The sequence below is a fragment of the Pseudomonas sp. MWU13-2100 genome (assembly GCF_023242365.1).
Taxonomy (GTDB): Bacteria; Pseudomonadota; Gammaproteobacteria; order Pseudomonadales; family Pseudomonadaceae; genus Aquipseudomonas.
Genome location: NZ_JALLIX010000013.1, coordinates 116,865 through 137,952, shown reverse-complemented (window position 1 = coordinate 137,952; position 21,088 = coordinate 116,865). Strand labels below are relative to the sequence as shown.

Here is a 21,088-nt window from a genome sequence, read left to right as displayed (position 1 = left end):
AATCGCCCGCACTGTGAACCGCCGAATGCCGAACTGGACCCTCTACATCCAACGCGTCCTCGCATTGATGAAGCGTTATCCAGGGGTCATTGCCGCCTTCGGGTTCTGCTCCGGTATCGCCAGCTTCATCCTGGTCGATCGCCAGCAGGATTCCGCCAGTTGGATTGCGGTCATCCTGCTGGTGAGCTGGCTCTGGTTGATGCTGGAGAACGTCTTCACGCAGTTCTTCAGTCGGGTGTTCAAACACGACATCCCCGAGCCGCTGCTGCGCTATGCCACGCAGATGATCCACCAGCAAAGCCTGTCCTTTGTCCTGCCATTTTTTTTCATCACCACCACCTGGAACAGTAGCCAACTGCTGTTCACCGGACTGCTCGGCGCGGCGGCGCTGGTCTCGATCATCGACCCGCTGTACTACAACTGGCTTTCGCCGAAACGCTGGCTGTTGCTGGGGCTGCACACCCTGACCCTGTTCGCCGCGCTGCTTACCGCCCTGCCGATCATCCTGCACCTGACCACCCCCCAGAGTTACCAGTTGGCCCTGGGCACCGCCATGTTGTTGTCGATCCCCAGCCTGGCAGTGAGCCTGCCACTGCGCAGTTGGCGCGGCTGGTTGATGCTGATCGGCGTGACCCTGGCGATTGGCGGCGCCGGCTGGTTCCTGCGTTCGTGGGTGCCGCCGGCGACCTTGTGGATGACCGAAGTCGCGGTCACCACCGAGCTACAGGACCGCACCCCGGGCGAGGGGCTGGATCAAGTCAGCACCCGCCAGGTGCGCAAGGACGGGCTGTATGCCTACACCGCAATCAACGCACCGCGCGGGTTGGACGAGCGGATCTACCATGTCTGGCAGTTCAACGGCCACGAGGTCGACCGCATCGCCCTGGACATCCATGGCGGACGCAAGGAAGGTTATCGCGCCTGGTCGCACAAGCAGAACTTCCCGGCCGATCCCACCGGCGACTGGCAGGTCCGGGTACTCACCGAGGGCGGTCAGATGCTCGGCGTGCTGCGCTTCAAGGTGACGGATGCAACCGACTAGAGATCAGGGGCGAGATCGTGCTATTACAGAGGCCAGTATCAATGTCTGTTAAGCACGGAGCTTTCCATCATCAGCGAAACGGCCGGCACCGCCCACCTGGATACCTCGAGCAGTCCCGCGCGCCTGCGGATCAGTGGTGACTGGACGCTGGCCCATTACGCCAACCTGAAACAACGTGCCGCGCAACTGGTTGGCCAATACGACGCCAGCACCGATATCGACCTCAATGACCTCGGCGCCCTCGACACCGCCGGTGCGTCCTTGCTGGTGGAACTGCTGGGCGCTGATCGCCTCGGCCGCTCAGCCGAGCATCCGAGCTGCCGCATCAGTGCCGCCGACCGGGCCCTGCTGCACACCGTGTATTGCTCGCTGGCGGATTTCTGCGAGCCGGTGCGCGAACCCGAAGAGGCGGCGGGCATCCAGTTGCTCGAGCGCATCGGCCGCGCCGTCGATGCCGTCTGGCAAGACACCCTGCAATTGCTCGGGTTTGTCGGCCTGATCTTCGAGACCCTGGCCCGGGGGATTTTCAGCCCGCGGCGCTGGCGCATGACCGCGACCGTTGCGCATATCGAACAGACCGGGCTCGACGCCGCCCCGATCGTCGCCCTGCTGACCTTCCTGGTCGGTGCCGTGGTGGCTTTTCTCGGCGCCACGGTACTGAAGAGCTTCGGCGCCAGTATCTTCACCGTCGACCTGGTAGCGTTCTCCTTCCTGCGTGAGTTCGGCGTACTGCTCACCGCCATCCTCATGGCCGGACGCACCGCCAGCGCCTTCACTGCGCAGATCGGCTCGATGAAGGCCAACGAGGAGATCGACGCCATTCGCACCCTTGGCCTCGATCCCATGGAATTGCTGGTGCTGCCGCGGGTCCTGGCCCTGCTGATCGCCCTGCCGATGCTGACCTTCCTGGCGATGATCTGCGGGATTGTCGGCGGCGGCGTGGTCTGCGCCTGGTCGCTGGGGATTTCGCCGGCGATGTTCCTGTCCCTGTTGCAAGCCGATATCGGCGTCCGGCATTTCCTGGTGGGCATGGCCAAGGCGCCATTCTTCGCCTTCCTGATCGCCGCCGTCGGTTGCCTGGAAGGTTTCAAGGTCAGCGGCAGCGCCGAGTCGGTCGGTGCCCACACCACCTCCAGTGTGGTCCAGTCGATCTTTATCGTGATCGTACTGGATGCCGTGGCCGCGCTGTTCTTCATGGAGATGGGCTGGTGAGTCGACCATCACGGGCGCCGAGCGAGGCGGTGATCGAGGTACGCGGGCTGTGCAACCGTTTCGGCAGCCAGAGCGTCCACGAAAACCTCGACCTGGACCTGTACCGTGGCGAAATCCTCGCCGTGGTCGGCGGTTCCGGCAGCGGCAAGTCGGTGCTGTTGCGCAGCATCGTCGGCCTGCGCAAACCCAGCGAGGGCAGCGTGCGGGTGTTCGGCCAGGATCTGCGCAGCCTCTCGGAACAGGCGCGCTCCCTGGTCGAACGGCGCTTCGGCGTGTTGTTCCAGAAGGGTGCGCTGTTTTCCTCGCTGACCGTCACCGAGAACGTCGCCCTGCCATTGATCGAACACGCCGGCCTCAGTCGCCGCGATGCCGAACACCTGGCGGCGGTCAAGCTGGCCCTGGCCGGCCTGCCGCTGTCAGCGGCCAACAAATACCCGGCCTCGCTGTCCGGCGGCATGATCAAGCGCGCCGCCTTGGCCCGTGCCCTGGCGCTGGACCCGGACATCCTGTTTCTCGACGAACCCACCGCCGGCCTCGACCCCATCGGCGCGGCGGCCTTCGACCAACTGATCCTGACCCTGCGCGATGCCCTGGGCCTGAGTGTGTTCCTGGTCACCCACGACCTCGACACGCTCTACACCATCACCGACCGGGTCGCGGTGCTGGCGCAGAAACGCGTGCTGGTGGCCGATGCCATCGACCGGGTCGCCGAGACCGACGATCCGTGGATTCACGAATACTTCCATGGCCCGCGTGGTCGCGCCGCATTTGACGCGGTAACCCCGCACAAGGAGGGATGAAATGGAAACCCGCGCCCATCATGTGATGATCGGCCTGTTCAGCGTGTTGGTGGTCGTGGCCGCGTTGCTGTTCGGCCTGTGGCTGGCCAAGTCCAGCGTCGACACCGCGTTCAAGGACTATGAAGTGGTGTTCAACGAGGCGGTCAGCGGCCTGTCCAAGGGCAGCCCGGTGCAGTACAGCGGGATCAAGGTCGGTGATGTGCTGCAACTGAGCCTCGACCCGAAAGACCCGCGCCGGGTACTGGCGCGCATCCGCCTGGCCGGTGACACCCCGATCAAGGAAGACACCCACGCCAAGCTGGCCCTGACCGGCATCACCGGCACTTCGCTGATCCAGCTCAGCGACGGCACGCCACAGAGCCCCGAGCTCAAGGGCAAGGATGGCAACCTGCCACAGATCATCGCTTCGCCATCGCCGATCTCACGCCTGCTCAACGACAGCAATGACCTGATGAGCGGGATCAACCTGCTGCTGCACAATGCCAACGAAATGTTCTCGCAGAAAAACGTCGGCCAGGTCAGCCAGACCCTGGAAAACCTCCAGCAGGCCACCGGGGCCATCGCCGGTCAACGCGACGATATCCGCCAGACCCTGAAACAGATGACCCAGGTCAGCAAGCAGGTCAGCGCGACCCTGGAGCAGACCAGCTTGCTGATGCGTAACGCCAACGGCCTGCTCGACAATCAGGGCAAGCAGGCCCTGGGCAGCGCTGAACGGGCGATGCAGTCCCTGGAGCAGAGCAGCGCGACGATCAACAAACTGCTGAGCAACAACCAGGACTCGGTCAACAGCGGCTTGCAGGGCCTGAATGAGCTGGCACCGGCGATCCGCGAACTGCGTGACACCCTCAGTTCCCTGCGCGCGATCTCCAAGCGCCTGGAAGCCAACCCCAGCGGCTACTTGCTGGGCCGTGACAAGAACAAGGAATTCAGCCCATGAGGCATGCCCCTCGTGTATTGAGCCAGCTTACCCTGGTTGTCGGCCTGGCCTTGAGCGGCGGCTGCTCGATCCTGCCCCAGGCGGACCCGGCGGATGTCTATCGCCTGCCGACAGCGCAGAACAGTGTGCCGGCGCCCAACGGCCTGCCGGTGAACTGGTCGCTGCGCATTGCCAAGCCGATTGCCAGTGACGCCTTGAACAGCCCGAACATTGCCGTGCTGCCCCAAGGCGACCTGATCAGCCACTACAAGGCCTCGCGCTGGAGCGATCCGGCGCCGGTGCTGCTGCGCAACCGGATCCTCGATGCTTTCCAGCGCGACGGCCGGGTGCGCCTGCTGAGTACCGACGACAGCAACCTGCAGGCGGATTTCGAGCTGGGGGGCGAGTTGCAGGCGTTCCAGACCGAGTACCACGGGCAGGCCGCCGAGGTGGTGATCCGCTTCGATGCACGGCTGGTCCGAGGGATCGATCAGCGGATCCTCGCCAGCCGGCGCTTTGAAGTGCATCAGCCGATCAGTGACAAGCAAGTGCCTGGCGTGGTCGCGGGCTTCGGTCAGGCCGGCGACAAGCTGATGGCACAGATGATCGGTTGGGCGGTGCGGCAGGGCGAGGATTCGGCGAAACGCTGAGGGCCTCATCGCTGGCAAGCCGGCTCCCACATGGTTTCCGGGCTTGCCGGTAAGTTGCGGCGAGACAGCGTGTGGGAGCCGGCTTGCTGGCGATGGCTGCGCTGCATCTTGCATCGCAACCACAGGCAAACACGGGTTTCAGCCAAAGAACCAGTAGCACACCCCGATCGCTGCCAGCACCCCTGCCAGTTCGGCCAGCAAGGCGCAGCCCACCGCATGCCGCGCACGCTGGATATTCACCGCACCGAAATACACCGCCAGAACATAGAAGGTGGTTTCGGTACTGCCCTGAATGGTCGCCGCCACCAACGCCGGGAAACTGTCCACGCCCTGGGTCTTCATGGTCTCGATCAACATCGCCCGGGCGGCACTGCCGGAGAACGGCTTGACCATCGCCGTCGGCAAGGCGTCGACGAAACGCGTATCCCAACCGGCCCACTGCACCAGGTGACGGATGCCGTCGAGGCCGAAGTCCAGGGCCCCGGAAGCCCGCAATACCCCTATCGCACAAAGCATCGCCACCAGGTACGGCAACAGGTTCTTGGCGACATCGAAGCCCTCTTTCGCCCCTTCGACAAAGGCCTCGTAGACCTTCACCTTGCGCAACGCGCCAATCACCAGGAACAGCATGATCAGGCCGAACAGCGTCAGGTTGCCGAGGATCGACGACAGACCGGCCAACGCCGTGGCCGAAAGCCCGGCCAGCACCGCCATGAAACCACCGAGAATCAACGCACCGGGAATCAGGTAGGCCAGCACCACCGGATCCCACAGGCGCAGGCGCTGCATCACCGCCACCGAGAACAGGCCGACCAGGCTCGAGGCGCAGGTGGCCAGCAGGATCGGCAGGAACACCAGGGTCGGGTCCGCCGCGCCTTGTTGGGCGCGGTACATGAAGATGGTCACCGGCAGCAGGGTCAGGGACGAGGCGTTGAGCACCAGGAACAGGATCTGCGCATTGCTCGCCACGGTCTGGCTCGGGTTGAGCTCCTGCAGGGAGCGCATGGCCTTGAGGCCGATGGGCGTGGCGGCGTTGTCCAGGCCCAGGGCATTGGCGGCGAAGTTGAGGGTGATCAGGCCAATGGCCGGGTGGCCGCGGGGCACTTCCGGCATCAGGTGGCTGAACAACGGCCCCAGGGCCTTGGCCAGCCACTCGACGATCCCGGCCTTCTCGGCGATGCGCAGAAAGCCGAGCCAGAGAGTCAGGGTGCCGAACAGCAGGACCATGACCTCCACCGAGAGCTTGGCCATGGCGAAGATGCTTTCCACCATGGCAGCGAAGATCGCGTGGTTGCCACCCACCAGCCATTGCGCCAGCGCCGAGACGGTCGCCACCACGAAAAAGCCAAGCCACAGGCCATTGAGCATCGGTAAAACTCCTTGAGGATGCGGCGAATGATAGCGGTCGGGCCAGAAACAACAAACCCCGGAAAGTCCGGGGTTTGGCTAGGCGGGCTGGAAATACACCGAACCTGTGGGAACGGCGCTTGGCCTGGGTGGCACTCCGACGAAGCTTCTAGCGTTCTCACTGGCCTCTTCGCGAGCAAGCTCTGCTCCCACAAGAACAGCGCCGCTTCCACACCATGGGCACGGCGGTTAGCCCTTGGAGACCTCGCCCGCCGGCAGCGGCTCCTTGCTGCGCCAGTGCGGCAGGGAGTTCCAGTAGCGCTCGCCCTTGGCGTCGTCGTACATGCCTTCCCAACGGGAAACCACCAGGACCGCCAGGGCATTGCCGATCACGTTCAGCGCGGTCCGCGCCATGTCCATGACCCGGTCGACACCGGCGATAAAGGCCAGGCCTTCCAGCGGAATACCCACGCTACCCAGGGTCGCCAGCAACACCACGAAGGAGACGCCCGGAACCCCGGCAATGCCTTTGGAGGTGACCATCAGGGTCAGCACCAGCAGCAATTGCTGGCTGATGGACAAGTCGATGCCATAGAGCTGGGCAATGAAGATCGCCGCGATGCTCTGGTACAGGGTCGAACCATCGAGGTTGAAGGAGTAACCGGTCGGCACCACAAAGCTGCAAATGGCCTTCGGCGCGCCATAGGCTTCCATCTTCTCGATCACCCGTGGCAACACGGTTTCGGAACTGGCAGTGGAGTAGGCCAGCACCAGTTCGTCCTTGAAGATGCGCATCAGCTTGATCACCGAGAAGCCGAACAAGCGGGCAACCAGGCCGAGCACGGCAAAGGCAAAGAACAGAATGGCAGCGTAGACCAGCAGCACCAGCTTGGCCAGCGGCAGCAGGGAGGCAAAGCCGAAGCTGGCGACGGTCACCGCGATCAGGGCGAACACACCGATAGGCGCGTAATTCATGATCATGTGGGTGACCTTGAACATGCTTTCCGAGACGCCCTGGAACATCTTCACCAGCGGGTCGCGCAACTCGGCCTGCAGGCTCGACAGGCCCAGGCCGAAGAGCACTGAGAAGAAGATGATCGGCAGCATTTCGCCGCGGGCCATGGCGGCAAAGATGTTCGAAGGAATCAGGTTGAGGATGGTTTCGATAAACGCATGCTCATGCTGCACTTCGGCGGCGGTGGCCTTGTACTTGGAGATATCCACGGTGCCCAGGGTGCTCATGTCGATGCCCGAGCCCGGGTGGAACACGTTGGCCAGCAGCAGGCCGACCACAATGGCGATGGTGGTGACGATCTCGAAGTAGATGATGGTCTTGAGGCCGATGCGCCCCAGCTTCTTGGCGTCGCCGACCCCGGCAATGCCGACCACCAGCGAGGAAATGACAATCGGAATGACGATCATCTTGATCAAGCGAATAAAGATATCGCCTGCCGGTTGCAGCACGTTGCTAATCCACCAGGCCTTCTCGGCACTGAAATGGTTGAGCAGCGCGCCCACTGCAATCCCCAGTACCAGACCGATAAGGATCTGCCAGGCGAGGCTGAGCTTTGCCTTCTTCATGTCGTTACCCTTGCTTCAAGTGGAGTCGGACAGGAGCCCCTCACCGTTGCATTTATGCAGGTCAGGTGACGGCAGCTGCCCCCCATGGAAGGTCATCGCCCACCAGCCTGATGGCTTTTTGGCAGGCGAAAAAAGGCGCAACTATTCCCATGCAAGGGGGGGACGTCTAATGCCGTAAACGCCTACCCTATGCCGAATCGGCATGAGCTTTATTCAACAATACGACCGTTTTGCCCCCTGCCAACAAGACATTTCAGCCGAATAAAGTGCCGTAAACCGGCCATCTCAAAGCATTTCTTCCTCTGCGTTGCGAGGGCGAATCGCGGCCAGATAAGTAGAAAAGTCCTACGAATTCAATCGGAAACAAGAGGGGAATTAGAGGGGTATTTCTAGACGTACGGTTACACCGGAAAAATGCACCCGCTGAAAATGCCACTTAATGTCAGAACGACATAGGACTAAAGCGACAAATGCCTATCGTGCCAAGGCCGGAGCTGCCGCCCGTCAGCAGGGCGGCGGCGGCTCATGGTCAGCCTCGACCGCGGCGTCCGAACAGGAAGGAAACCACGAACATCACCAGGAATACGACAAAGAGGATTTTGGCGATACCCGTAGCGGTACCGGCGATGCCACCAAAGCCCAATACCGCGGCGACAATGGCAATGATCAGAAATGTGACTGCCCAGCTCAACATGGTGATTCTCCTCGACTTACAAGTTTTTGGATGCAGCCTTTACTGCTCCGGGTACTGCCCCGGACTGTCGTCAGACAGCCCGGTCCTTGCCTAGAACACCCAGCGCTGTTGAAGCGTTTCGTCCGGCGCCTGGGCTTGATCAACCGACGTCAGGCGATAGGCGGTGGGGTCGCTGATGCTGGCGGCGGCCGCGCTGAAATGGGTCTGTTGCAAGACATGCCCGGGTAGGCGCTGGACCTGCACGCCGGCCTGGTTCCAGCGTTGAAACTGCTGGCCGGCAATCAGCGTGACCAGCAACGCGAGCACGGCAAACAATCCTTGCTGCAGGTGCAGGGGCGAGAGATGGAGATGGGCGGCACGTGGGCGATTCATCCTGAAACTCCTCCGACTCAATGATGCGTGTTGCAGGGTCGGGGGATGAAGCAGCCCGACCACCGCGAATGTTCTTGAGAGGAGCATTGCAGCCTGCATGCCAGTTTTTTTGATGAGAAAATATCAATAAAATCAACAAGTTAAAAAATAAATAAGATTGACCAACCAGCATCCTGCACGATGCTCATCATACGGTCGTGCGTATTGCACGATGAGTCCGTAGGAAATAGCCTAATTTCAAGAATAAATAGTCAGAAAATCAGTAGGAATTAGCTGAGAGCCTGGCTGTCGGAAGCAAAGAGCCTAAAAAATTCCCCAAATCAGCGGGTTAGCAATCAGAGGCGGAGACCGTTACCCTGCTTGTCATAGGTCAATCAGAAACAGCTCTCTAACGTGCCGGATATTTCCGGAACAAACTGGAAACTTTTACTAAAGGAGCATGGGAGATGGAATCAGCCACGGAACATCAAGGCCGTATTCTGCTGGTGGATGATGAGTCTGCCATCCTTCGCACCTTTCGTTATTGCCTGGAAGACGAAGGCTACACCGTCGCCACGGCGAACAGCGCCGCCCAGGCCGAGGCGTTGTTGCAGCGCCAGGTCTTCGACCTGTGTTTCCTCGACCTGCGTCTGGGCGAGGACAACGGTCTCGATGTTCTCGCCCAGATGCGCATCCAGGCGCCCTGGATGCGCGTGGTGATCGTCACCGCCCATTCCGCCGTGGACACCGCGGTCGATGCCATCCAGGCCGGGGCCGCCGATTACCTGGTCAAGCCGTGCAGCCCGGACCAACTGCGCCTGGCCACGGCCAAGCAGTTGGAAGTGCGGCAACTGTCGGCCCGCCTCGAAGCCCTGGAAGGTGAAGTGCGCAAGCCCAAGGACGGCCTCGACTCCCACAGCCCGTCGATGATGGCGGTGCTGGAAACCGCGCGGCAGGTGGCCGGCACCGATGCCAACATCCTGATCCTCGGCGAGTCCGGGACCGGCAAGGGCGAACTGGCCCGTGCCATCCATGGCTGGAGCAAACGGGCGAAGAAGTCCTGCGTGACCATCAACTGCCCGTCGCTGACCGCCGAGCTGATGGAAAGCGAGCTGTTCGGCCACAGCCGCGGAGCCTTCACCGGCGCCAGCGAAAGCACCCTGGGCCGGGTCAACCAGGCCGACGGCGGGACCCTGTTTCTCGACGAGATCGGTGACTTTCCCCTGACCCTGCAACCCAAGCTGCTGCGCTTTATCCAGGACAAGGAATACGAGCGGGTCGGCGATCCGGTGACGCGGCGGGCCGATGTGCGGATTCTCGCCGCGACCAACCTCAACCTCGAAGACATGGTCCGTGACGGGCGTTTTCGCGAGGACCTGCTCTATCGCCTGAACGTCATCACCCTGCACCTGCCGCCCCTGCGCGAGCGCAGTGAAGACATCCTGATGCTGGCCGATCGTTTCCTCGCCCGCTTCGTCAAGGAATACGCGCGACCGGCCCGCGGCTTCGGCGATGAAGCCCGCGAAGCCCTGCTCAATTACCGTTGGCCAGGCAATATCCGCGAACTGCGCAACGTGGTCGAACGCGCCAGCATCATCTGTCCCCAGGAGCGCGTGGAAATCAGCCACCTGGGCATGGCCGAACAACCGACCCACAGCGCACCGCGTATCGGCGCCGCGCTGAGCCTGGACGAGCTGGAAAAAGCCCATATCGGCGCCGTGCTGGCCACCAGCGACACCCTCGACCAGGCCGCCAGGACTCTGGGCATCGACGCCTCGACGCTGTACCGCAAACGTAAACAGTACAACCTGTGAGTAGCCCACCATGAGACTCACGATGAAGCTGCGCACCCGGCTCTTCCTGAGTATCTCGGCGCTGATCACCGTCGCCTTGCTGGGCCTGATGCTCGGCCTGGTCAGCGTGATGCAGATGGCCAAGACCCAGGAGTCGCTGATCAGCGAGAACTTCATCACCCTGGACCTTGGCCTCAAACTGCGCCAGAGCCTGGGCGACCAGTTGCTCCTGATGCTCAGCGACAAACCGGACCAGGCCGCGCTCGAGGCCTCGCGCGAGCACTACCTGCAACTGCTCAACGAAGGCATCGAGCATGAGCAGAGCAGCGCTGTGCGCAGCGGCTTCGCCCAGGCGCGGATCGACTACGAGCAGTTTCTCCAGGCCTTCGCCCGTTCACGCAACGGCACGGGCAGCACCGAGGCGCTCACCAGCAGCTTCAACGTCCTGCGCAACGGCCTGATCGCCGAGCACAAGCAGGCGCTGGACAACATCAGTAGCACGGAGAGCAGTGCCCGCGAGCGGGCGCTACTGGTGGCCGGGCTACTGGGATTTGTCGGGCTGGCGGTGCTGATCATCGGCTTCATTACCGCCCACGGCATCGCCCAGCGTTTCGGCGCGCCCATCGAAGCCCTGGCCGAGGCGGCGGACCACATCGGCCAGGGCAACTTCGAAGTGACCCTGCCGATTTCCTCGGCCGTCGAGATGAACCTGCTGACCCGACGTTTCGGCATCATGGCCGAAGCCCTGCGCCAGCATCAGGCAACCAACATCGACGAATTGCTCGCCGGCCAGCAGCGCTTGCAGGCCGTGCTCGACAGCATCGACGACGGGCTGTTGATGATTGACCGCGAAGGCCGTCTGGAGCACCTCAATCCAGTGGCGCAACGCCAGTTGGGCTGGGACGGTGATCGCCTGGGCCAACGCCTTGGTGAGGCGCTGCAGCGGCCCGAGCTGGACGAACAGCTGCAATCGATCCTGCGCGGCGCCAGCCTGGAACGGGCGCCGGAAGACCTTGAGGTCGAGGTCGAAGGCGAGTCCCGCTTGCTGACCTACAGCCTGACCCCGGTCAGCCACACCGAAGGCCATATTCTCGGCGCGGTGATGGTGCTCCATGACGTTACCGAACAGCGGGCCTTCGAGCGGGTACGCAGCGAGTTCGTCCTGCGCGCTTCCCACGAATTGCGCACGCCGGTCACCGGCATGCACATGGCCTTCGGCCTGTTGCAGGAGCGCGTACATTTCGACAGTGAATCGCGGGAGGCGGACCTGCTGAACACGGTCAACGAAGAAATGCAGCGGCTGATGCAATTGATCAACGACCTGCTGAATTTCTCCCGCTACCAGAACGGCATGCAGAAGCTCAGCCTGGTGCCCTGCGACATCGAGCCCTTACTCGAAGCCTGCCGCCTGCGCTATGCCGAGCGGGCCCTGGCCCAGGGCATCGACCTGCAGGTGGAGCTGCAACCGCCCTTGCCGCGCCTGCCTGCCGATCAACCGCAACTGGAACGCGTGCTCGACAACCTGTTGGACAATGCCCTGCGCCATACCGCCCGGGGCGGGCAGATTCGCCTGCAGGCCCGACGCCATGGCGAGCGGGTCATCATCAGCGTCGAGGACAACGGCGAGGGCATTGCCTACGGTCAACAGGGACGGATCTTCGAACCCTTCGTCCAGGTCGGCCGTAAGAAAGGTGGTGCCGGCCTGGGCCTGGCTCTGTGCAAGGAGATCGTGCAATTGCACAGCGGGCGCATGGGCGTGTATTCAAGACCGGGGCAGGGCACGCAGTTCTATATGGCGCTGCCGCTCTAGCGCTCCCAGAACCTAGGCTTCGTCGTCCAGACGCCGTGAAGCCAGGCGCCGACCACGGGTGATCAACTCGACGAACTGCACCGCCGTCAACGCCTGGGCGAACAGCCAACCCTGGCCGTAATTGACCCCTTCGCTACTGAGCAGCAGAGCCTGGTGCTCGGACTCGATACCTTCGGCGATCACCCGCAAGTGCAACGCATGGGCCATGCGGATGATATGCGGCGCCACGCCGCTGCTGGCGGCATCATGGCCCAGGGCATCGATAAAGGCCTTGTCGATCTTCAGGCAGTCCACCGGCAGGGTTTGCAGATAGGCCAGGCTGCAATAGCCGGTGCCGAAGTCGTCGATCAGGACCTGATGACCGACATTGCGCAGGGCCTGCAAATTGTCCCGGGCCACCACCACGTCGATCAGCCCGCGCTCGGTGACTTCGAAGGCGATCTGCCGGGCACTGACCCGGTGCACCCGCAACAGGTCGGCAATCACCTCGCCAATACGCGGCACCATGACATCGCAGGCCGCCAGGTTCACCGAGATATACAACTGCGGGTTGGCCCGCAGCAGTTGACCCAGTTGGTCCAGCAACCGTTGCAGGACAAAATCGGTGATCTGACGGATCTGCCCGGTATTTTCCGCCAGGGGAATGAACAGGTCGGGGCTGGTCAGCGTGCCGTCCGGCCGGCGCCAGCGGATCAAGGCCTCGGCCCCCACACAATGGCGGCTGCCGAGGTCGAAGATCGGTTGATACAAGACCTGGAATTCGCCGCGCCGCAGAGCGCCTTGCAGCTCACCATTGAGCGACTGGCGCTGGCGGGCCAGTTGCAAGGTCAGGCCACCGATGCAGAAGGCAATCAGCAGGCTCACCGAGAACAACCACCACCACAGCGGGTCGACCGGCAGTGGCATCGCCGCGCGCGGCGCGACCATCACCAACTGGTATTCCGGGGTGCGGGTGGGCATGCGATAGATCAGTTCATTCGCCGTGATCAGCAGCGGATCCTTGCCCTTCGCGGGCCAGCCGGGGGGCGGCCAGTCCTGGGCCGGCCCGAGCACCGGAATCGCCCGCCGGCCATGGTCGACCACCACCAGCAGGCTCGCCCCTGGCGGCAACTCCACCACATCGCTCAAATGCCCGCGGGAGGTGGACACCCGGAAATGACCGCGCCCCAGCATCAGGGCGGCCAGGTTGTCATTGGGTTGGGCCGAGGTATTGAGCCAATAGCTGTAGGTCGGTCCGCGGATATCCGGCGCTCGCGAGGCGACGTGGGCATCCTGATTCGGCCAGTTGGAACAGGACTGGGTGGCGTCGACATAGAAAGCTTTGTAGATAAAGCGGTAGTTGAAGCTCAGTTGCTGCAAGGTGCCGATCATGGCCAGGCTGCAATCGCGCAGGGGCTGGGCCTCCAATTGGTCGAGCCCCTCGCGCAGTTGCCCGAAAAGCTGCTCCAGCCGCTCCAGGAAACGCTGCCCCTGGGCATTCATTTGTTCGCTTTCGTGCTGTCTGACCTGGTGCATCACCACCCCCAGGCTACCCGCCGACAACAGGGCGACACTGAGCAGAGCCGCCAGCAATGCCAGCGACCAGGGACGATGGAACCAGGAGCGCAACGTCTGGCGAGCCGGCATCAGCGAATATCCGAAGATTTACCAATGAGTTATAGCAACAGATTGGCGGTTCGGCGCTGACCGTCCGGCGGTGACATTATTCTGACTGATTGAGCACCTGGAGAATCGCCGCACTTTGCGCATCCGGCAGGCCGTCGAAGCGGCTGGGGCGGAAGTGCATCTGGAAGGCCGCCAGGACATGGCGCGTGGCAACATCCAGCTCGCCGGTCTGCGGTGAGGCATAGCCCAGCCGCTTGAGCTGCTGCTGGAACCAGGTGACGCTCGGCAGTTGCGCGACGTAGGCGGCCTGCTGCTGGGCGACCGCCTGTTCGTCAGGCCATACGCCGAGGCCTTCTGCAGCCAGGCGCTTCCAGGGCATCAGCGGCCCCGGGTCCTGTTTGCGCAAAGGGGCGATATCGCTATGGCCAATCACATTGCGCGGCTCGATGTGATTGCGTTTGACGATGTCCTTGAGCAGCAAGACCAGCGCCTGGATCTGGGCTTCGCTGTAGGGGTACCAGACGCGCCCGGTGGGGGTATCGCGGAAACCCGGGTTGACGATTTCAATACCAATGGAGCTGGAGTTCAGCCAGGTGCGCCCCAGCCACTCGCTTTCCCCGGCGTGCCAGGCGCGCTGGCTCTCATCCACCAGCTTGTAGACGGTGGCGCGCGGGTCGTCGCCGATCAGGTAATGGCTGCTGACCTGGCCATGGGTCAGCAACCGCAGCGAGTTTTCCATGTTCGCCGAGGTGTAATGCAGAACCACGAACTGCACCCGGTTGTCGTAATTGACCGAAGGGTGGCTGGTGTCGATGCGCGGACCGCTGGCGCAGCCCGCCAGCAGCAGGATTGAAAGAAGGAAGGGGAGCAGTTTCATGGCAGCCGCAACAAACGAAGACAGTAATTTGACAGCATAACGTACTGGCAGGCCCAGCAGCGCCCAATACACTGTTACCTGATACAACCTCTAGCGGTATCTTGACCCTGGCACCCGCATTTCACTCAACACGGTCACTGTAGGCGCCCGCTTGCCGGCGCCTACAGAACCCTGGCCTGGTACTCAGCCCTGCTCGATACGATTGCGCCCGGCATTCTTGGCCCGGTAAAGCGCCTCATCGGCTCGTTTCAACGCATGATCGCTGCGCTCGCCGGCCCTGAACGCCGACAACCCGACCGACACAGTGATCGTCACGCGCTCACCCTTGAAGTGGAACGGACAGGCCTCGATGGCTGCGCGCAAGCCCTCGACCAGCTTGAGCCCCGCCATGATCGGGGTATTGGGCACCAGCAGGACAAACTCCTCGCCCCCGAAACGGGCGATGAAGTCACCGGCCCGCAGACGCTTGCGCAGCTCGCCGGCAATGATCTTCAACACCTTGTCACCGGCCAGGTGGCCGTAGTTGTCGTTGATCCGCTTGAAGTGATCGAGGTCGAGCATGGCGATCAGCAGGGTGTTGCCATGCTGCTGCCACTGCGCCATCTCCTGCTCCAACCGCTCGCTCCAGGCCGCGCGATTGGGCAAGCCGGTCAGCGGGTCGACCAGGGCTTTCTGGCGCTGCTCCTCAAGGTGGTCACGATAACCCTGGGCTTCCTGCTCCATATGCGCCACGCGCTCGGCCAGGCTTTGCAGGCGCACCGCGACTTCCTGCTCGCGGATCGCCCGTTGTTGCTGATGCTGGTCCATGGTGCCCAGCAAACCTTCGAGGCGGCTTTCCAGGACGTGCTTGAGGCTGTCCAGGTCCGAGGCATCCTGCACGCTGCTTTGCAGGCTATCGACATGCTCGCGCAGTTGACTGTGCAACTCGTTCGCCGCCGTACGCCCTTCGGCATGGCCGGCACTGGCCGCCTGCAGGTTGCTCTGGAACGACTCCAGGCGCTCGTTGAGTTGCTTGAGATAGATCTGGAAGTCACGCTGGCCGCTGTCGTTGATCGCCAGCATCAACACCGCAAGATCATCGAGGATCGGCAGCAATTCATACCAGTTCAACCCATGTTCGAGGCGTTGGCGCATGGCCTCGGCATGGGCCTGGTGACGCTCTGGCAGGGTGAGGTCATCGAGCAGGCCCAGCAACGTCGATTCGATGTGTTCGGCCACTGAGCTGTAGGACGGCTCCGGGGACTCGGGCAAGGCAAACAGCACATCCGGCTCGGGGTACTCCGGGTCGACGGCCGCCAGCGCTTCAGCCATCACAGCGGGTAACGGCAGGCTGTCGAGAAACACCGTTGGCACGAGGCGCAGCGCAGGGGCCGGCGCTTCAGCCGGGTCGGCCGCCTTGATGACAGACAGCGACACTACACCGGGCTCGACAGCCAGTGTCGGCGACGGCGGCTGTTCACCCACGCTCGTCGACACCACGGCCGGCACTTCGGCCACCGGCTCGGCGACGGCGGCCGGTATCTGCGGCACAACCACCGGCGGTACATAGGCCACAGCATCGACCGGCTGGGCCGTGGGTACCGGCTCAGGCGCGGCAGCGGGCGACGGCCCAGGCACTTCGGGTGCGACTGACGCCATGACTTCGACTGCGGCCTCAGGGGCCGGCGGCGCGGCTGGCGCGATGTCCTGGGTGGCTACCGGAGCAGGTGCGACGATGGCTGGCGCCGTGGGGGCGGGTGTATGAACAGGCTCCGACACCTGAACTTCGGGCTCACGCGCCGAGGGTTCGACCCTGCGGGCCGAAACCTCTTCGACCCTGGCGGACGGAACCGGTGGCTGCCCCGGGGCGGTTTCCGGCCCGCTCTCCTTGCTACCGAACAACCGTTGCAACAGACCGGGGCGACCCGGCTCAACCGGCTGCTCAAGCTGCGTCAGTGCCTTGCCTTGCAGGCCACTGAGCTCGCTGAGCAGCAACGGGATCTCCCGCGCCTGACCGACACGACCCTCAAGCTGCTTGGCGAAGTTCTTCAGCGGCCGCCTGACTTCACGGGGCAATGGCAGGGATTGCAGCTGGGTCACCAGCGCGCTCAACGCGGTACTCACCTGTTCGGCGCGGGTCTCGCGGCGCTGTTCAGAGTCGAGCACGGCCTTTTCCAACCGCGGCAACAGGGCGGCGAGCCCTGCGTCCATATCGTCGCTGCGCACGATATCGCGCATTTCCTTCATGCATTGGTCGACCGCGCGGTCGGTGCCTTCCGCCGCCAGAGTACTGCGTACCAGCCCACGGCGAAGCAGGTCCAGACGGGCGTCCCAACGACGCTCGAGCTTTTCCTGTTGTTCAATGCTTTTAAGGTATTTCTCTTTCCAGCGTTCGACTTCTTCGCTGCTCATGCCGGCGTCCGCGAGATTTAGCTACTCAAGGCCGGCAACGTATCAGAACCGATGGAGCCTGGCAGACGAATTTCGACGGCTACCGGCAAATGATCGGAAATAGGTTGGGCCAGCACCTCGACTCGCTCCAGGGTCAGGCTGGGGCTGAGCAGAATGTGGTCCAGGCAACGTTGTGGACGCCAGCTGGGAAAAGTGGCTTCCACCTGCGGTGCGAGCAAGCCGAGGTCGCGTAAAGGCGAGTGTAGCAGCAGGTCGCTGGCCTGGGTGTTCATGTCGCCCATGAGCACCAGGTGCCGAAAACCACCGATCAGCTCGCGGACATAAGCCAGTTGCCGGGTACGTGCCCGCGCCCCCAGGGCCAGGTGCATCATCACCACCACCAGGGCTTCCGGGCCCTCGCCAAACCGCACGAGAATCGCCCCGCGCCCGGCCGGCCCCGGCAGGGGATGATCCTCGATCGCCGAGGGCCGCAAACGGCTCAGTACCCCATTGCTGTGCTGGCCCAGGCGCCCGAGGTTGCGATTGAGTTGCTGGTACCAGTAGGGAAAGGCGCCGAGCTGCGCCAGGTGCTCGACCTGATTGACGTAGCCTGAACGCAGGCTACCGCCATCGGCCTCCTGGAGGGCCACCAGGTCGAAATCGGCGAGCAGGCCGCCGATCTTCTGCAAGTTGTCCGCCCGCCCCGTGGCGGGCAAGAGATGTTGCCAGCCACGGGTCAGGTAATGTCGATAACGCTGCGTGCTGATACCCACCTGGATATTGAAACTGAGCAGGCGCAGGCGGTTGTCCGCCGGCAGGCCGGTGCTCTCCAGGTGATGCTCGTTGACCTTGGGCTCATGCAAGCCAACGAGACGCTCCGTCCCCCAGCGCCCGATCACGGCGGCGGCCTTACTTGGCCACCGCCATGGCCGCCCGCTCTTTGGCGATCAACTGGTCAGCGACATTCAGCGCGGCTTCAGGGCCACCGGCGGTGCCAAGGTCGAAGCGGTATTTGCCGTTGACGATCATGGTGGGGACACCGCTGACTTCATACTTCTTGGCAAGGTCTCTGGCGATGACGATCTGGCCTTTGATGGCGAACGAGTCGAAGGTCGCCAGGAACTTGTCCTTGTCAACACCCTGAGTGGCCAGGAAATCGGCCATCTCTTGCTTGTCGGTGAGCTTCTTGTGTTCTTTCTGGATGGCATTGAACACGGCCGCGTGCACCTTGTGCTCCACCCCCATGGCTTCCAGGGTCAGGAACAACTGGCCGTGGGCATCCCAAGGGCCGCCGAACATCGCGGGAATACGCACGAAATTCACATCTTTGGGCAGCTTCTCAACCCAAGGGTTGATGGTCGGTTCAAAAGCGTAGCAATGCGGGCAGCCATACCAGAACAGCTCGACCACCTCGATTTTGCCCGGCTCGGCAACCGGCACCGGGTTACTCAGTTCCACGTAGGTCTTGCCGGCTTCGAGCGGCACATCGGCGGCCTGGGCCGTCATGCCGAACAGGCTGGCGGTGACGAGTGCGGCGCTGAGAATCAGATTACGCATGCTTTGCTCCTGGACATGGATAAGTCGCCCCGGACACGACCTGTAACTCCGACAGATCGGCGCGGGCTCTAGTTCGATAATGAGTGTAACGGCAGCGGCCACAAAAAAGGGCGGCCAAGGCCACCCTTTTATCGTTGCAGCCGCGGATTAATCGATCATTAACGTTGCGAAAGATGACAGCCCGCCGCGCGCCTGACCGTCAGAACCTCAGTGCAGGCCCTGTACGTAGCTGGAAACGGCTTCAATATCCTTGTTGCTCATCTTCGCGGCGATGCTCTGCATGATCTTGGTATCGCCATCGTTGGTGCGGTTGCCTTCGCGGAAGTCGGTCAACTGCTTGGCGACATATTGCGCATGCTGGCCGCCCAGGTGCGGGAAGCCGGCGGCGGCGTTGCCCGCGCCATTGGGCGAGTGGCAACCGATGCAGGACGGCATGCCCTGATCCAGCTTGCCGCCGCGGAACAACTCTTCGCCATGGGCCACGACCTTGGGATCGGCGGCACCGACGCTGCCTTGCTGGCTGGAAAAGTAGGCGGCGATATCGGACAGGTCCTGATCGCTCAGGTTGGTCAGCAGGCCGGTCATTTCCAGCACTGTGCGCTTGCCCGACTTGATATCCTGCATCTGCTTGGTCAGGTAGCGTTCGCCCTGGCCGGCGAGTTTCGGAAAGTTGGGGGCCATGCTGTTGCCATCGGGCCCGTGACAGGCTCCGCAGACAGCGGCCTTGGCCTGACCGGCCTTGGCATCGCCAGCGGCCTGTGCCAGGCCTGTGATCCCCAGGGTCAACAGCAGACTCACGATCAGTTTGTTCATCAGCTAATCCAACTACGGCTAAGGGTTAAGAGTTATGGACCGGGCTTACTCGCTCATCCACTGGATGATGCTTCGGTAATCCTCGGTACTGCAGTCCATGCACAAACCACGCGGCGGCATCGCCTTGAAACCCTGGGTCACGTGTTGCACCAGCGTATCCATACCTTGCGCCAATCTTGGCTTCCAGGCCACCTGGTCACCCTTTCGAGGGGCCATCGGCAGCTGTCCGGCATGGCAGGCACCACAAACACGGTTGTACACGGCTTCCGGATCCTGTGTAGCCTGCGCGCTGCAAAGCGGCATCAAGAGCCCGGCGGCCAGCAGCCATTGGGTCATAAATGACCTTCTCAGGGTTGGGGGCGTACCGCGTTCTACTGCGCGGTCTAGGTCTATCGCCCCCGCGGGCTTTATCCTGTGTAGGGACAAAGCACACACAAAATCTGCGGCATTATATACTGGCGCTACTGAAACGGAAATGACACTGCTGCCGCGTCCATCCCCGGCACCGCCCATATCGGAAATCCCATGCAACTCAAGAACCCCATTCTCGGCCTGTGCCAACAGTCCACCTTCATGCTCAGCGCCGCCAAAGTCGACCAGTGCCCGGACGACGAAGGCTTTGAAGTGGCCTTTGCCGGCCGTTCCAACGCCGGCAAATCCAGCGCCCTCAACACCCTGACCCATGCGAGCCTGGCGCGCACCTCGAAAACCCCGGGGCGCACACAGTTGTTGAACTTCTTCAAGCTAGACGATGATCGGCGTCTGGTCGACCTGCCGGGCTACGGATATGCAAAAGTTCCGATTCCGCTCAAGCTGCACTGGCAGCGTCACCTGGAAGCCTACCTGGGTGGCCGGGAGAGTTTGAAAGGTCTGATCCTGATGATGGACATCCGCCATCCGATGACCGACTTCGACCTGCTGATGCTCGATTGGGCGGTGGCCAGCGGCATGCCGATGCACATCCTGCTGACCAAGGCCGACAAGCTGACCTATGGCGCGGCGAAGAACACCTTGCTCAAGGTACAGGCCGAAATCCGCAAGGGCTGGGGTGACGCCATCAGCATCCAGCTGTTCTCGGCGCCCAAGCGCCAGGGCCTGGAAGAGGCCTACACGGTGCTGGCGAACTGGATGGAACTGGCGGACAAGGGCAGCGAAGCCGCGGCGGAATAAAGCGCCGAAAACCTGTGTGGGAGCCGACTTGCCGGCGATGGCGGCCGAAACAGCGATGCAAGGCTCAAGGGCCTCATCGCTGCGATGCGGCGTCCCGACAAGCCAGCGCCTACAAGGAGCTGCAAGTCGGCCTCTGACGCGCGCGACGCACCATGGTGGCAAATTTTAAACAAAAAAAACCCCGGACTTCGTATGGGGAGGGGAAGTTCGGGGTTCAAGTTCCGAACCGCTAGGGCGGCGTCCGGAATATCTGCCAACACTTAACACAACATAGGAGCATCGAAGGGCTTCACCAGCCATTCAGTAACTCTGAGTGCCGCTTTGCCGATTTAGTTCCGAAAATTTTCAAAAACTATTCGGCATAAGTGGCGCCTATTCCTGAACTAATGGCCTTTCGATGGTGTTTTGCCGCGACGTCATGTCACGGCAAAACCCTGCTTTTGTGCGAGCCGGCTTGCTGGCGATGAGGCCCGCAAGCCTTGCAGTGACTGTCAGGC

The 21,088-nt window shown here is 62.5% G+C and carries 19 protein-coding genes; 8 read left to right on the top strand and 11 right to left on the bottom strand.

Annotated features, from left to right (window positions below; translation table 11 throughout):
• Positions 1–25: 25 nt before the first annotated feature.
• The 5 genes from M5B99_RS11925 to M5B99_RS11905 all read left to right on the top strand — a co-directional run bounded on the left by M5B99_RS11925 (position 26) and on the right by M5B99_RS11905 (position 4,623).
• Complete coding sequence (locus tag M5B99_RS11925; RefSeq protein ID WP_248804202.1) at positions 26–1,042, top strand: DUF5924 family protein; 1,017 nt, start codon at positions 26–28, stop codon at positions 1,040–1,042.
• A gap of 66 nt (positions 1,043–1,108) precedes the next feature.
• The gene (locus M5B99_RS11920; protein WP_248804210.1) at positions 1,109–2,254 is read left to right on the top strand and encodes an ABC transporter permease; all 1,146 of its coding nucleotides are present in this window, start codon (positions 1,109–1,111) and stop codon (positions 2,252–2,254) included.
• Complete coding sequence (locus M5B99_RS11915; protein ID WP_248804201.1) at positions 2,251–3,054, top strand: ABC transporter ATP-binding protein; 804 nt, start codon at positions 2,251–2,253, stop codon at positions 3,052–3,054. Before M5B99_RS11920 ends, M5B99_RS11915 begins: the two co-directional genes overlap by 4 nt.
• A gap of 1 nt (position 3,055) precedes the next feature.
• Complete coding sequence (locus M5B99_RS11910) at positions 3,056–3,994, top strand: MlaD family protein (protein WP_248804200.1); 939 nt, start codon at positions 3,056–3,058, stop codon at positions 3,992–3,994.
• Positions 3,991–4,623 carry an ABC-type transport auxiliary lipoprotein family protein gene (locus M5B99_RS11905; protein ID WP_248804199.1) on the top strand — a complete coding sequence of 211 codons (633 nt, stop codon included), beginning with the start codon at positions 3,991–3,993 and terminating at the stop codon, positions 4,621–4,623. Before M5B99_RS11910 ends, M5B99_RS11905 begins: the two co-directional genes overlap by 4 nt.
• Before the next feature lie 138 nt (positions 4,624–4,761).
• Here M5B99_RS11905 and M5B99_RS11900 read toward each other — a convergent pair whose 3' ends face one another.
• The 4 genes from M5B99_RS11900 to M5B99_RS11885 all read right to left on the bottom strand — a co-directional run bounded on the left by M5B99_RS11900 (position 4,762) and on the right by M5B99_RS11885 (position 8,617).
• Positions 4,762–5,991: a nucleoside recognition domain-containing protein gene (locus M5B99_RS11900; protein WP_248804198.1), complete on the bottom strand. Its 1,230-nt coding sequence runs from the start codon at positions 5,989–5,991 to the stop codon at positions 4,762–4,764.
• A gap of 228 nt (positions 5,992–6,219) precedes the next feature.
• Entirely contained in the window at positions 6,220–7,551 is a 1,332-nt protein-coding gene (gene gltP / locus M5B99_RS11895; RefSeq protein ID WP_248804197.1) for a glutamate/aspartate:proton symporter GltP, read from the bottom strand.
• Positions 7,552–8,080: 529 nt separating this feature from the next.
• Entirely contained in the window at positions 8,081–8,245 is a 165-nt protein-coding gene (locus M5B99_RS11890; protein WP_100940022.1) for a DUF1328 domain-containing protein, read from the bottom strand.
• Positions 8,246–8,335: 90 nt separating this feature from the next.
• Positions 8,336–8,617: a hypothetical protein gene (locus tag M5B99_RS11885; protein WP_248804196.1), complete on the bottom strand. Its 282-nt coding sequence runs from the start codon at positions 8,615–8,617 to the stop codon at positions 8,336–8,338.
• Positions 8,618–9,063: 446 nt separating this feature from the next.
• Between M5B99_RS11885 and algB the strand changes: the two genes are divergently transcribed.
• Positions 9,064–10,410 (top strand): sigma-54-dependent response regulator transcription factor AlgB, encoded by a 1,347-nt coding sequence (gene algB, locus M5B99_RS11880; protein ID WP_248804195.1) that lies wholly within the window; start codon positions 9,064–9,066, stop codon positions 10,408–10,410.
• 10 nt (positions 10,411–10,420) lie between these two features.
• The gene (locus M5B99_RS11875) at positions 10,421–12,199 is read left to right on the top strand and encodes an ATP-binding protein (RefSeq protein WP_248804194.1); all 1,779 of its coding nucleotides are present in this window, start codon (positions 10,421–10,423) and stop codon (positions 12,197–12,199) included.
• 12 nt (positions 12,200–12,211) lie between these two features.
• Here the strand turns inward: M5B99_RS11875 and M5B99_RS11870 are convergent, their stop codons facing one another.
• The 7 genes from M5B99_RS11870 to M5B99_RS11840 form a co-directional block, all read right to left on the bottom strand.
• The gene (locus M5B99_RS11870) at positions 12,212–13,825 is read right to left on the bottom strand and encodes an EAL domain-containing protein (protein WP_248804193.1); all 1,614 of its coding nucleotides are present in this window, start codon (positions 13,823–13,825) and stop codon (positions 12,212–12,214) included.
• Positions 13,826–13,901: 76 nt separating this feature from the next.
• Positions 13,902–14,681, bottom strand: coding sequence for an N-acetylmuramoyl-L-alanine amidase (locus tag M5B99_RS11865; protein ID WP_248804192.1), 780 nt, complete (start codon positions 14,679–14,681; stop codon positions 13,902–13,904).
• Between the two features lie 183 nt (positions 14,682–14,864).
• Entirely contained in the window at positions 14,865–17,072 is a 2,208-nt protein-coding gene (locus M5B99_RS11860; RefSeq protein WP_248804191.1) for a diguanylate cyclase, read from the bottom strand.
• 17 nt (positions 17,073–17,089) lie between these two features.
• Entirely contained in the window at positions 17,090–17,950 is an 861-nt protein-coding gene (locus M5B99_RS11855; RefSeq protein WP_248804190.1) for an endonuclease/exonuclease/phosphatase family protein, read from the bottom strand.
• A gap of 10 nt (positions 17,951–17,960) precedes the next feature.
• The gene (dsbA, locus tag M5B99_RS11850) at positions 17,961–18,608 is read right to left on the bottom strand and encodes a thiol:disulfide interchange protein DsbA (RefSeq protein WP_248804189.1); all 648 of its coding nucleotides are present in this window, start codon (positions 18,606–18,608) and stop codon (positions 17,961–17,963) included.
• A 207-nt stretch (positions 18,609–18,815) separates the two neighbouring features.
• Positions 18,816–19,421: a c-type cytochrome gene (locus tag M5B99_RS11845; RefSeq protein ID WP_248804188.1), complete on the bottom strand. Its 606-nt coding sequence runs from the start codon at positions 19,419–19,421 to the stop codon at positions 18,816–18,818.
• A 45-nt stretch (positions 19,422–19,466) separates the two neighbouring features.
• The gene (locus tag M5B99_RS11840; protein ID WP_248804187.1) at positions 19,467–19,757 is read right to left on the bottom strand and encodes a c-type cytochrome; all 291 of its coding nucleotides are present in this window, start codon (positions 19,755–19,757) and stop codon (positions 19,467–19,469) included.
• Positions 19,758–19,946: 189 nt separating this feature from the next.
• On the opposite strand from M5B99_RS11840, the gene yihA reads away from it, so the two are divergent.
• Entirely contained in the window at positions 19,947–20,591 is a 645-nt protein-coding gene (gene yihA, locus M5B99_RS11835) for a ribosome biogenesis GTP-binding protein YihA/YsxC (protein ID WP_248804186.1), read from the top strand.
• The last annotated feature ends 497 nt before the right edge of the window (positions 20,592–21,088 follow it).